Here is a 14,256-nt window from a genome sequence, read left to right on the forward strand (position 1 = left end):
GAAGATGAGTAAATTAGCTTCTTCTTTACTGACAGTGTTAGCGCTTGCTGGCGCTGTCACCCTGGCACAGTCTGCGTTTGCTGAAGACAACGTTGTTCAGGTTAAGAAGGTGCCAAAGCGTAAAACGCATGCACTCTCTGAGTCCGTTGGACGTTCAATCACTAAAGCCTATGATCTGTTCTCAAAAGAAGATTATGCCGGTGCGTTGAAAATCCTTCAGGATATGTCACCTCGTGAAGGGTACGACAAAGCCTACGTCGATCGTTTTATGGGTACTGTTTACTACTACCAGGACAAATATGACCTGGCGTTGAAGTACCTTAAAATGGCGGCCGACGCTGATGCGTTGAACCAGTCAGAGCAAGAGAGTGCACTTCGTCAAGTGGGCCAAATGCTGCAGCAGAAAGAAAAGTGGAAAGAATCACTTGTCTACCTGCAAAAGTGGATGGACTACTCTGGCAAAGAAAGTGCCGATGTATACACCATGATGGCGCAAGCTTATTACCAGATGAAAGAGCTGGCTAAGGTTGTGCCTATGGCTGATAAAGCAATTAAGCTTTATAAGAAGCCCAACAAGAACCCTTATGTGCTGAAGCTGGCTGCTTACTTTGATCGTAAGCAATACAAGCCAATGGTTCCGGTACTGGAAGAGTTGGTGCGTCTTGAGCCAAAAGAAAAGCAATGGTGGATGCAGCTGGGTCAGGCTTACATGCTGATCAATAACAGCGATAAAGCACTTTCAACCTATGCTTTGGCATATAAACAAGGCTTCTTGACTAAGGATAATGAAGGCAAAATTTTGGCTCAGCTTTATGCTAACCAGGATATTCCTTATAAATCCGCCGTCATCCAAGAGAAGTTCATCAACGCTGGAATTATATCCAAAGATGAACGGACTCTTGCGATGTTAGCCAACACCTGGCATAACGCCAGGGAGCTGAGCAAGGCCGCTTATTATTACGGCCAAGCTGGCGAAGTTGGTGATAACGGTAAGGACTTCCTTAAACAAGGCAACCTCTTGCTGGAACAAGAAAAATACAGCGACGCTATCAAGGCTTTAAATAAAGCTGTTGCCGCGAAAACTGGACTTTCTGATTCTGAGCCAGGCCGTGCCCATCTTGGGTTGGCACAAGCTTATCTTTACTCGAAAAAGTACTTAGAAGCGATTAAACAACTTCAGTTGGCTGAAAAGTACAAAGAGACTGCCAAAACAGCGAGAAACTGGGAAGGCTACGTAAAAGAAGAAGCTAGAGGTAATGGTGTCGATCTTTAAAGGTCCTGACCATTATTAAAAAAACCCCCGTAAGGGGGTTTTTTATTGCCCGTTTAAAATCATCGCCATCGTTCGGGTGGTGCGTTGCCCGAAGACCCATACCCAGCAACGTTTATTGCTCATCAACGAAGGAGTAAGTAGCATGGGCTGACATCGTTTCGCGTCACCTTTTATCGAAGTCTGTATCACATCCTGGGCGCCGAAGTAGGGCACCCGATATTGAAGCGAAGGAGCGGTAGAAGTATTGAGTTGTTGCGCAGTATGAATAGGTGCCGGGTGGTGAGACTGAATGCAAAACATGACTAGGCGTATTTAGCGGCTCGGCTACCGGCAACTAGAGCATTTTGGAACCGATAAGCCTGAAAGGGGGGGCAGTCTTAAGAAATTGCCTTATTGACGGAAGTCGACGTTTGGGAAAATCCCTTCTTTCTGGCTTGGAATACATTGTGGACTTAGTGACGCGAATAAAGCAGTGATAAGGCGCTACCTGACACCACGGCAATACCTTTCGATAGTAACAGTGTGGTATCAGACACTGAATCTTTAACGAATATAAAGGCGCTCTAAAGCAAAGCTGCCTGGTTTTGCTTTAGTAAAGTAGGTCTGCAGCGGTTCTCGATGCCTCGCCTTTGTCCTGATGTCCTTCCATAAGTGGTTGTTCACCTGCTGTCTCTTTATCGCCTGCCGGTTTACCTGTTGCCGGAGCTTTACGCCGTTTTGTCTTCATATCTTTGTTCTATTAGTAGTCGTATTGACGATTTTGATCGCTATTGGATTTCAGCCCTCCTTATTTTTGGATTTTTTATTTTCCTATTTTTTTCGCTTTAAAGGTGATCAAGGCCTAAGTATTTCCATACATCCTTATTTTTTGCAATAAGTAAAAAATAAGGAAAAATATAGCACTGATGTGTTTTATAAGTGTTAAATGTCTATTTTTAGTAACTTATATAAAACATGACAGGTCTTTTCAGTGGTTTTTGATGTTGCATTTTTACCTTTCATTATCACTAATTTCCCCAATTTATGTTTTTTTTAAAGGTGGGAACTAATTGACGGCACGTATGGCATCCCTGACTATCAACTCGCTTCGAAAATAAGCAAAAAAACAACATGCCAAAAGAGCTTCTTTGTGGGCTTTTTAAGGCAAAATAAGGGAGAAAGTCATGACGTCTCAAACTGCAATTAGCAAAGCCTTGAAGTGGGCTTTATTAGGCAGTGCTGCAATAGCTGTATCGGCCCCTGTGTTTGCTGCTGACAGCAGTGATAGCAGTGTTGAAAAAATCGAAGTTACCGGTTCCCGTATCAAACGTACTGATATGGAAACCGCTAGCCCAGTAAGTGTGATTTCTGCTGACGATATTAAGAAAAGCGGTTACACCTCTGTTGCTGAATTCCTTGATAACTCTACTTTTAGTTCCGGTTCTAACCTCGGTGCTTCTTCCAACAACGGTAGTGGCGGTACTGCCACTGTTAACCTGCGCGGCTTGGGTGCAGCGCGTACTTTGGTGCTGGTTAACGGTCGCCGTATGATCAACTCCGGTACCGGTGCTGACTCCTCTGTGGATTTGAACGCCATTCCGGTTGCCATGATCAAGCGTATCGAAGTACTGAAAGACGGCGCTTCTGCCGTTTACGGTTCTGATGCGGTTGCTGGTGTGGTTAACATCATCACCAAGAAAGATTTTGAAGGTATCGAAGTTGACGGTAGCTACGGCGGTACTGGCCGTGGTGACGCTAACAACGGCGAAATCAACATGCTGATCGGCGGTAACACCGACAAAGCTAACTTGGTTTTGGGTGTTAGCTATGTTGACCGTTCAAAAGCGATGCAAAGCAGCCGTGGTTATTCTGCCTGTCCTCGTGACGGTTCTGAAGAAGGTGCTTGTTTCGGTTCTTCCTACACTGGTAACCCTTCTGTTGCCGCCGGTGACGGTTACATGCAACAAGATGCTGACGGTAACTGGGTTGCTCAAACCGATACCTTCAACTACGTTCCTTATCAGTATCTCTACACTCCGCAAAAGCGTTTCTCCACCTTCGGTAATGCTTCTTATCAGCTGACCGATAACGTGCAGCTGTTCACCGAGTTTATGTGGAACAAGCGGACTTCCAGCCAGCAGTTGGCACCATCTCCGTTCTCTATGACCATCCCTGCAGATGCCTCGGGTAACATTTGGGGCGAAGACGTAGGTTATAAGCGCCGTATGACCGATGCTGGCCCTCGTGGTTATTCTCAGGTTGTTGACACTAACCGTTATGTGATTGGTGCCCAAGGCACTTTAGACATCCATAACGGTCTGGATTGGGACGTGTCTTACGTCTATGGCCGTAACGATGCCATCTCCAAAACCACTAACCTGCAGAATACCGCCAAGATCCTCGATACCGTTGACTCATCTGTTTGTGATAACGAATCCATTCCTTGTGCTGACTGGTTTGCTGGCGAAGGCGAACTGAGCCAAGACGTTCTGGACTACGTTGATTACACTGACCAATCCACCGGTGGTAACACCATGGATGACGTTTCAGGTAACATCTCTGGCGACCTGTTTGAACTGCCTGCCGGTATGTTTAGCTTCGCCGCTGGTGTGGAATACCGCCGTGAATCTGGTTGGTTTGAACCTGATGCCATCACCGTTGAAGGTGACAGTGCTCAGTCGCAACAAGACCCGACTTCTGGTAGCTACGACACCAAACAGGCTTACGCTGAATTTGCAATTCCTGTGCTGTCTGACATCTTCATGGTTAAAGACTTGTCAGTTGAAGCTGCTATCCGTTACTTCGATTACTCCAACTTCGGTAGTGACAACACTTGGAAGTTGGGTGTGACCTGGCGCATCAACGACGACATCATGCTGCGCGGTGTGCGTTCTACTGCGTTCCGTGCTCCAAGTGTGTCTGAGTTGTACGGCGGCGCTGTTGGTGACTTTGCTTACCTGTCCGATCCTTGTGACGGTTACGGTAGCGCTTCTACTTCTTCTACTCTGTACCAGAAGTGTGACTCTGAAATTGGTAACACCAATTACAGCTACACCGATAGCCAGATTGAAGTTACCGATACTTCCGATCCGAACCTCAAGCCTGAGCAAGCTGACACCACCACTTTGGGTCTGGTGTGGAGCCCAAGCTTCCTGAGCGGTTTCTCGGCCACTGTTGATTACTATAAAATCGACATCACCAATGCCATTGGTGAAACCGACGAGCAAAGCCTGCTGGATAGCTGTTATGAAAATGACAACTCCAGTGCTTGTAGCACCCTTAACTACACCCGTAGCGACGCTTCAGGCGACTTCGACTACGTTGAGCGTCCTCTTACCAACATCGGTACCGAGAACATCAACGGTGTAGATACCAACGTCCGTTATGCTTTCAACGCCTTTAACTTAGGCTTTGTTGCTAACCTCGACAGCTCTTACCTGGGCAAATTCGAGCAAGACGGTGTTGACCTGCTGAACACCATCAGTGGTGACGAAGGTGCCTATGCTCGCTGGAAAAATAACGCAAGCTTGGCTGTTAGCGGTGACGCTTGGGACGCTAAGTGGACCGTTCGTTACATCGGTGACATGCAAGACCTGAACTACTCAGATTACAAAGTAGGTTCCATGGTTTACAACGACCTGGCCGGTAGCTACCACTTCGGTGACAACACTACCGTAACCTTGGGCGTGAACAACATGTTCGACCGCGATCCTAACTATGTACCAAGCTACGACGACGCTAACACCGTTGTTAGTGCTTACGACCTGATTGGCCGTTACTTCTACGCTAAATTTAGCTGGCGCATGTAATTGCCTCGATAAAATAAAAGGCGGCCTAAGGGCCGCCTTTTTATGTCGCTACTCATAAAAGGTGATCAAGGTTCCACTCTTTTTCTACATCCTTTATTTTTGCTTTTGGTACAAATAAAGGAAAATTATTGTTTTCATCGTTGTCGTTCTGGTTAAAAGCTCGTTTTTGATTAACACCCCTTACCTTGATTCCCACTTTTTCCTCCTTTTTTCTATGTTGCTTTTTTATTTTTCATTAACCTGGCACTCCTTAGTCAGCTGGTTCTAGTGATTAGTGTGCACATTGACGGCTTAAAGGCCTTCCATGACTATCAACCCGCTTTTCATAAATAAGCAATAAAACAGTCTTACTTCGGGCTTTATTCGAGGTGAGATATAAAATGGGAGAAAGTCATGACGTCTCAAACTGCAATAAACAAAGCCATGAAATGGGCTTTATTAGGCAGTGCTGCAATAGCTGTGTCCGTCCCTGCTTTTGCTGCTGATGACAGCAGCAGCAGTGACAGCAATGTTGAAAAAATCACCGTGACCGGTTCTCGTATCAAACGTACTGATATGGAAACCGCGAGCCCAGTTAGCATTATTACTGCTGCTGATATCAAAAAGAGTGGCTATAACAACGTTGCTGATTTCATCAACGATTCTACTTTTAGCTCTGGTAGCAGCCTAGGCGCTTCTACCAACAACGGCTCTTACGGTACTGCAACCGTTAACATGCGGGGTTTGGGTGCTAACCGTACGCTTATCCTGGTGAACGGCCGCCGGATGATTAACTCCGGTACCGGTGCCGACTCCTCTGTGGATATGAACTCCATCCCATTGGCGATGGTTGACCACATTGAAGTGCTAAAAGATGGTGCCTCCGCTGTTTATGGCTCAGACGCCATCGCCGGCGTAATCAACATCATCACCAAAAAGCACTTCCAAGGTATTCAAGTTAACGGTTCTTACGGCGGCAGTGGCCGCGGTGATGCTAACGACGGCACCATTAGCCTGTTAATGGGTGCTGATACTGATAAAGCGAACGTTGTTATTGGTGCCAGCTATCAAGACCGTTCCGCAGCGATGCAAAGCAATCGCGGCTGGTCTTCTTGTGCCCGTGACGGAAGTGATGCCGGTGCTTGTAGCGGTTCTTCTTACACCGGTTCGCCTTCTGTAGCTTATGACTCTGGCGTGGGTTACACCCAGCAAGACTCCAGCGGTAACTGGGAGCCACAGACCTCTACCTACGATTACGTGCCTTATCAGTACCTTTCTACTCCTGAGAAAGTGTTCTCTGTATTCGGTAACGGCTCTTATCAGCTGACTGATAACACGTCACTGTTCTCGGAAATGCTGTGGACTCGCCGTACTTCTACCGAGCAGCTGGCACCGTCTCCTTTGGAAGTCACCATTCCTGCCGATGCTACCGGTAATGAGTGGGATACCGACGTTGACTACAAACTGCGTGCAACCGATCTGGGTCCTCGTGACTATTCTCAGGTCGTTAACACCAGCCGCTACGTTATCGGTGCTCAGGGTACCTTAGATATTCATAACGGTTTGGACTGGGACGTGTCTTACGTCTACGGCCGTAACGATGCGGTATCTACCACCAGCAACCTGGTTAACCTGTCGAAGATGGCAGACACATACACCTCATCGGTATGTGACGACGATTCTATCCCTTGTGTTAACTGGTTTGATTCAGACGGTGTAGCTGAAGGTCTTTCGTACGCCGCTTATACCAACCAAGACACCGGTGGCGACACCATGAACGATGTAACCGGTAACATCTCCGGTGACTTGTTCGAACTGCCTGCCGGTATGTTTAGCTTTGCTGCGGGCTTGGAATATCGCCGTGAATCTGGCTGGTATACCCCTGATTCTGTTGAGTCGGATGGTGATAGCTCTGACGGTACTGTTTACGCCACTGCGGGTAGCTACAACACTACCCAAGGTTATGTGGAATTCGAGATCCCAATCCTGGCTGACAAATTCCTCGTGAAGAATTTGTCTTTGGAAACCGCTTATCGTGAGTTCAACTACTCTAACTTCGGTAGCGATAACACTTGGAAAATCGGTCTGACTTGGCGTGTTAACGACGACTTGATGCTGCGTGGTGTGCGTTCTACCGCCTTCCGTGCGCCTAGCATCTCCGAGTTGTACGGGGGTAACACCAGCGACTACGCCTACCTGACTGACCCATGTAGCGGTTATGGCAGTGCTTCTAGCTCTTCTACTCTGTATCAGAAGTGTGACTCCGAGATTGGTAACACTAACTACACCGATACTGACACCCAGATTGAAGTAACCGATACTTCCGATCCGGATCTGAAGCCTGAAACTGCTAACACTACCACCTTGGGTTTGGTGTGGAGCCCAAGCTTCCTGGAAGGCTTCTCTGCCACTGTCGATTACTACAAAATCGATATCTCTAACGCCATTGGTGAAGCTGACGAGCAAAGCTTGCTAGACAGCTGCTATGACGGTAACTCTACCGCCTGTAGCACCTTGAACTACACCCGTAGCAGCACCTCTGGTGAGTTCAGCTATGTTGATCGTCCTCTTACCAACATCGGTACCGAGAACATCAACGGTGTTGACACCAACATTAAATACGCTTTCAACGCCTTCTCTTTGGGCTGGGTTGCCAACTTCGATAGCTCTTACATGGGCAAATACGAACAAGATGGCACCAACCTGCTGAACACCATCAGCGGTGATGAAGGCGCCTACGCGAAGTGGAAAAACAACGCCAGCCTGTCTGTTTCCGGTGACAACTGGGATGCTAAATGGAGCGTTCGCTTCATCGGCAACATGCATGACCTGGATGAGCCTAGCTACAAAGTCGGTTCTATGACCTACAACGATTTGTCTGGCTCTTACCACTTTGGCGAAAACACCACCGTAACGGTTGGTGTTGACAACATGTTCGACCGCACCCCGCCGTACATGCCTGACTACCAAGACGCCAACACTGTTCCAAGTGAATATGACGTACTTGGCCGTTACTTCTACACCAAGTTCAGCTGGCGCCTCTAAGCGTTTAGTTGAAGCTAAAGCGGCCTTAGGGCCGCTTTTTTTATGCCATATCCTTGTACGGCTTATTTAAAACATACTCACCTTACATCTCAGCATCATTCACATTATTACAGTGCTATTTGGTGCAACAAAATCGTGATCTCAATATCGATGTTTTTCACATTCACGCTTTTTGCATTGAATAAAAAAAAAGCATGAAAAAGCTTTTTTTCAATATTCTAACGTTAATTTTGTGTTTTAAATTTAACCTGATAGCCCGGTGTGGGTTTTTCCTGTGAGTTTAAATGTTAATTTTTTAAACTCTATTAATTAAGCGTCTTTTTTCTGCCCATTTCGTAACCGGTTTCGTCAATTGACGACTAATGTAGCCATCAATAACTATCAATCTGCTTTTAATAAAAAGTAATAAAACAAGCCAGTGTGCAGCATTTATGTTGTGCCACGGCTAATAAAAGGGAGATTGTCATGACGTATAAATCGAAACTCGCATCAGCAATATCATTAGCCATTTTGGGAACCGCAATGGTGCACGCTGTGCCAGCCTTTGCTGCTGACAACGATGTTGCTGTTACAGCGGCGGACAGTGACCAGAGTAAAGACACCACTAGCGAAACAAAAAAGACAGCTGACAAAGTAGAAAAAATCGAAGTAACAGGGTCGCGTATCAAACGGGTTGATTTACAAACCGTTTCCCCGGTTACTGTGATCACGGCCGAAGACATGAAGATGTCTGGTGTCACCACTGTTGAAGACGCCCTAAACAACGTGACGGCTAATACCTACGGTAACGCCAAGGCATCCTCGGGCTATAGTGAGGGCGGAGCGGCCACCACCACGGTTGACCTACGGGGCCTGGGTGCCACTTTGGTTTTACTTGATGGTCATCGTCTCCCAAGTACCGGTGGTACGGGCGGTACCCAGCAAGATATCTCTATGATCCCAATGGCGATCGTTCAGCGTATCGAGATCCTGCGTGATGGAGCCTCTGCTATTTATGGCTCCGATGCGGTGGCGGGTGTAATTAATATCATCACCAAAAAGAACATCAGCGGCGTGAATTTTTCCTACTCACTGTCTTCACCTAAGACCAGTGGTGGCCTACAGAAAAAATACACCTTGTCGGCTGGTGTCACTAATGACAAAGGCAGCATCGTTTTTGTTGCCCAACATACTGACCAAAACGAAACTACCGACGCCGCGGTGTCAGGTACCAACAACGGGTTGTCGTCTTATAGTTCCGTGCCCAACGCTTATGGCGATGATAGTGGTACCAATTACTATGACAGTTCACTGTGTGACGATGCCGCGAATACAGTTGATACCGGTAGTGCCTGTAAATATGCGTATTCCAATACGACTTGGTTATATCCGCAGTACACCAAAGATAGCGTGCTAACCAATGCAACTTACGACTTAACCGACGATTTGACTTTTAAGGGCCAGGTCTTTGCCGGTAAAAGCCTGTCTTGGAGCCGTTATGCACCTACTCCGGTAAGCCAAAATGGCTTGACCGTTGATTCTGATAACGAAAATAACCCTTACGGTGAAGACATTACCGTTTATCTTCGTGGTATTAAGGCCAGGGACAGCAAATACGTTGGTAATAACATGTCCTATCTGGGCAGCCTGGAAGGGTCATTGGATGTCGGTAATGGCATCGACTGGACTACCAGTTACCAGCACAGTACTGAGAACGAGGTTGAGCACGATTACAACCTGATTAACGACAGCGTGATTCAAGACGCCATTGATGATGGCAGTTTTGACATATTGAACTCCTCAGGCATGTCGTATGACGACTGGTCGGCAGAAGAAGAGTCAGTGCTGGACGAGGCATACCATACCGGAATTTGGGAAGCCGACCAGACTTACGACACCTTTACTGCAACGGGTAGCACTGAACTATACAGCGGCGGTGGCTATGACATTAACGCGGTAGTGGGCGCTGAGTACGAGCATCTGAATTTCTGGCAGCAGTCTGACCCTGAATCGGCCAACATGGAAATTTCAGGTGGCGCCGGCGGCGACGATGTTGATGCCAAGCGTGATCGTCAGTCTTATTACACCGAAGTGGTTTTTGACTTGCCGCATCGGGTAGAGATTGACGGTGCTCTTCGCTATGACGGTTACAACGTGAATGGGGATGTGGAAGACACCGGCGATGTCTCGAGCAGTTTCCACGGCACCAGCCCCAAAATTGGTATTATGTGGCATGTCACCGACAACCTGCTATTACGCGCAGACTGGGGTAAGGCTTTCCGTGCCCCGAGCATGAAACAAATGTTTGCCTCCAGTTCGGTGTCTTGGGATGAAGGATATGACTATACCTATTGTTCTTCTCACACCGATGCGGATTACTGCACCGCGGATTACCAGTTCCAGACCTATTACGAAAGTAACCAGAACCTGAAACCGGAGAAGGCCACTTCCTATACTGTCGGTTTTGTTTGGAATCTCACTGACAACTTGTCAGCTCAAGCCACTTACTGGAACTACGATTACAAGGACAAAATCGACGATCTGGATGTTGACACTATTCTGGCTGAAGAATACGCCAACGGTAGTTCAAGTCGGGTAGAACGGAATGACGACGGTACTATCGCCGCTATTTATACCTCCTATGTCAACTTGAACGAGTACACCACCGACGGTGTCGATGCCGGAATTGATTACCTATTGCCGACCCAGATTGGTGATTTCAAATTTAAATTTGAAGGCACTTGGGTAAACAGTCTGAAAGAAGCGGCTGATTCTGGCGATGATGCAGTGGAATACGCAGGCGAGACTTTTTACCCCGATCTGAAAGCCAACTTAAGTACTCAGTGGAGCCTTGGGGATTATGGTGCGGCACTGACCTTCAACTACATTGGCCGCCAAGTTGACCATCTCTATGATTACTACAACACCCTCAATCCTTACGTTAATACCAATCTGACGGCAACTTACAATACCAGCTGGAATGCCAAGGTCTCATTGGGTGTTGCTAACGTATTTGATGTGCAGCCCAAGTACGATGAAAGTGATACTTGGCGTGGGTATGACTATGACCTCTATGACGTCAATGGGCGCACCTTGCAGCTAAGTTATTCTCAGTCGTTCTAAATTCTTTCAGAAGTTAAAACCAAGTGTATAAAAAGCCGGCATATTGTCGGCTTTTTGTTCGCTTGTTCGAGCTGAAGTGTGAAGAGGGCAACAAGTTTCACCCATGTATATTAAATAGATTTTTTAAAAACTATGCAAAAAAGTGATTTTTAAGGTTATTAATTGAACTGCTTTAATGTTATTTATTTGTTTATTTACTTTTTTTACAGTTGCTTACATGATTCCTCTTTTTAAAGTTAATTTTCATCTGTTAAGTGGTTTGATTTCCCTGCCTCTGTTTATTGACGGTTAAATTTGATTAAACATGACCTCCGAGTTGGTAACTAAAAGCCAACCAATTAGATGTATTATTTGGAGAAAGTCATGACGTCTCAAACTGCCATTAACAAAGCCGTAAAATGGGCTTTATTTAGCAGCGCTGCCATTATGGTTTCCGCGCCAGCTTTTGCTGCTGATGACAGCACCAGTACAGATTCTGATCAAAAAGTAGAAAAAATCGAAGTTACAGGTTCTCGTATTAAGCGTGTTGATATGGAAACAGTTTCACCTGTTACTGTTATTAATGCTGCTGATATTAAAATGTCAGGTAAAACTTCTGTTGCTGATGTGCTGCAAAGCGTCTCTGCTAACAGTTTCGGTAACGGTGTGGGTGTTTCCGGTTCTAGTGGTGGTGGTTCATCACAAACAACCGTTGACCTGCGTGGCTTAGGTGCCACCCTGGTGTTGCTGGATGGTCGTCGCCTGCCCGGTACCGGTAACAGCGGTGGGCAGGATCAAGATATTTCAATGATCCCGCTGGCGGTGGTGGATCGCATTGAGATCCTGCGTGATGGTGCTTCTGCTATTTACGGTTCTGATGCCATCGCTGGTGTAGTTAACATCATTACCAAGAAACATTACGACGGTGTGAACCTTTCTTACTCTGTATCTTCACCGAAAGTGAACGGCGGTCTTGAGAAGAAATACCAACTGACGGCTGGTACTTCCAACGAGAAGGGCAGCATCGTTATGGTGGCTCAGCACAAAGACACTAATGAAGTGACTGACGCTGATGTATCCGGCACCAACAACGGTATCTCCACCTACAGCCCCGTTGCTTATGGTACCAGCACTGACGGTAGCGATAGCTATTACAACAGCGATATGTGTGGCCAAGTTGCTAACACCATCGATACCGGCTCTAAGTGTGGTTACGCCTATTCCAACACTACTTGGTTATACCCGCAGTACACCAAAGACAGTATCTTAACCAATGCCACTTATTACCTGACCGATGACATCACCTTTAAAGGGCAGGTCTTTGCAGGTAAAACCACTTCTTGGGCTCGCTACGCAGCGACTCCTGTATCCACTAATACCCTGACCATGGATGCAGACAACGAGAACAATCCGCTTGACGAAGATATGACGATTTATCTGCGTGCGTTGAAAAACCGCGACAGTAAATATGAAGCCAATAACCTGCAATACGTAGGTTCGCTGGAAGGTACTCTGAACGTTTGGAATGGTATCGACTGGAACTTCGGCTATCAGCACAGTACTGAAAGTGAAGTAGAGCACGACTACAACCTGATCAAAGATAGCGTTATCCAAGATGCTATTGATGACGGCACTTTTGACGTGTTCAACACTTCCGGGATGTCTACTGATGACTGGATGAGTGAGTATGAGTCCGTATTGGATGAGGCATACCATACCGGTATTTATGAGCTTGATCAGTCTACCGATACCTTCAACGGTTCCTTGAGCTCAGAGCTTTACTCTGATGGTGACACTGTTGTTAACGGTTACATTGGTGCTGAGTATGAGCATCTGGATTTCTGGAAGAAATCTGACCCTGAATCTGCCAACGTAGAGATCTCCGGTGGTTCAGGTGGTGACGATGTTGATGCAGATCGTAACCGTCAGTCTTATTTCTCAGAATTTGTTATCGACCTGCCTTACAAAATTGAGATTGATGCAGCCTATCGTTACGACAAATACGACCTCAGTGGTGATGTTGGTGGCGAATACACCAATGCCTCTTTTGATGGTAGTAGCCCCAAAATTGGTGTGATGTGGCGTCCTACTGACAATCTGTTGCTGCGTGCTAGCTGGGGTAAAGCCTTCCGTGCGCCCAGCATGAACCAGTTGTTTGCTTCCAGCTCTATCTCGTTTGACTATGGTCTGGACCAAACTTACTGCGCCAGTCACGACGACGCTGACTACTGTACTGAAGATGAGCAATTCAAAACCTATTACGCCAGTAACCAGGATCTTCAACCTGAAACTGCGAAATCCTATACCGCGGGTTTTGTTTGGAACATCACCAATAACCTTTCTTGGGAAGGTACCTACTGGAACTTCGATTACAAAAACAAAATCGAGTCTCTGGATGTTGACACCATTCTGGCTGAAGAGTACACCAACGGTAGCTCTAGCCGCGTAGATCGTAGCGACGACGGTAAAATTGAGTCTATTACCACTTCCTACGTCAACATGGCGACTGTAAAAGTTAGCGGTATCGACTCGTCTGTTAACTACTTAATCCCCACTTCTATCGGTGACTTCAAAATCGATATGGATGCCAGCTATATGCTGCATTGGAAAGAAGCGGCAGATGCCGGGGATGACGCCTATGACTACGCAGGCGAAACTAACTATCCGCAACTGAAAGGTAACTTGTCTGTTAAGTGGAGCCAAGGCGACTACTCAGCAGCTGCCACCTTCAACTACATTGGCAAGCAAACCGACACCTTGTATGACGGTTATTACAACGACATTGATGCTTACGTAAATACCAACGTTACTGCGTCCTACAACACAAGTTGGAATGGCAAAGTGAGTGTCGGTATTGCCAACCTCTTTGACCAATCGCCGAAGTATTACACCAGTGATTACTGGCGTGGTTTCGACTACGACCTGTATGACGCTCGTGGCCGTACTTTGCAATTTAGCTACTCACAGTCTTTCTAATGTCCTCCCTGGACTAGAGAGTATGATGCACTGCATCATTTTTGAGGCCGACATTTGTCGGCCTTTTTTTATGGAAAATCGGATGTGACCAAAGACGCGTTTTTGTACGTTTAA

The 14,256-nt window shown here is 46.7% G+C and carries 6 protein-coding genes; 5 read left to right on the forward strand and 1 reads right to left on the reverse strand.

Annotated features, from left to right (window positions below; translation table 11 throughout):
* Window positions 1-4: 4 nt before the first annotated feature.
* Window positions 5-1,273 (forward strand): tetratricopeptide repeat protein, encoded by a 1,269-nt coding sequence (locus tag DW350_RS06190; RefSeq protein WP_192954830.1) that lies wholly within the window; start codon window positions 5-7, stop codon window positions 1,271-1,273.
* 1,163 nt (window positions 1,274-2,436) lie between these two features.
* Window positions 2,437-5,061 (forward strand): TonB-dependent receptor plug domain-containing protein, encoded by a 2,625-nt coding sequence (locus tag DW350_RS06195; RefSeq protein ID WP_115718038.1) that lies wholly within the window; start codon window positions 2,437-2,439, stop codon window positions 5,059-5,061.
* 52 nt (window positions 5,062-5,113) lie between these two features.
* On the opposite strand, the gene DW350_RS19495 is transcribed toward DW350_RS06195, so the two are convergent.
* A complete protein-coding gene (locus DW350_RS19495) occupies window positions 5,114-5,257 on the reverse strand; it encodes a hypothetical protein (protein ID WP_192954831.1) in 144 nt (47 codons plus the stop codon).
* Window positions 5,258-5,454: 197 nt separating this feature from the next.
* On the opposite strand from DW350_RS19495, the gene DW350_RS06200 reads away from it, so the two are divergent.
* From DW350_RS06200 to DW350_RS06210, 3 genes are all read left to right on the forward strand, one after another.
* Window positions 5,455-8,085 carry a TonB-dependent receptor gene (locus tag DW350_RS06200; protein ID WP_115718039.1) on the forward strand — a complete coding sequence of 877 codons (2,631 nt, stop codon included), beginning with the start codon at window positions 5,455-5,457 and terminating at the stop codon, window positions 8,083-8,085.
* A 465-nt stretch (window positions 8,086-8,550) separates the two neighbouring features.
* Window positions 8,551-11,187: a TonB-dependent receptor gene (locus DW350_RS06205; RefSeq protein ID WP_115718040.1), complete on the forward strand. Its 2,637-nt coding sequence runs from the start codon at window positions 8,551-8,553 to the stop codon at window positions 11,185-11,187.
* 363 nt (window positions 11,188-11,550) lie between these two features.
* A complete protein-coding gene (locus DW350_RS06210; RefSeq protein ID WP_192954832.1) occupies window positions 11,551-14,142 on the forward strand; it encodes a TonB-dependent receptor in 2,592 nt (863 codons plus the stop codon).
* Window positions 14,143-14,256: the final 114 nt, after the last annotated feature.

Source organism: Gallaecimonas mangrovi, from assembly GCF_003367375.1.
In the GTDB taxonomy this organism is placed as follows: domain Bacteria; phylum Pseudomonadota; class Gammaproteobacteria; order Enterobacterales; family Gallaecimonadaceae; genus Gallaecimonas; species Gallaecimonas mangrovi.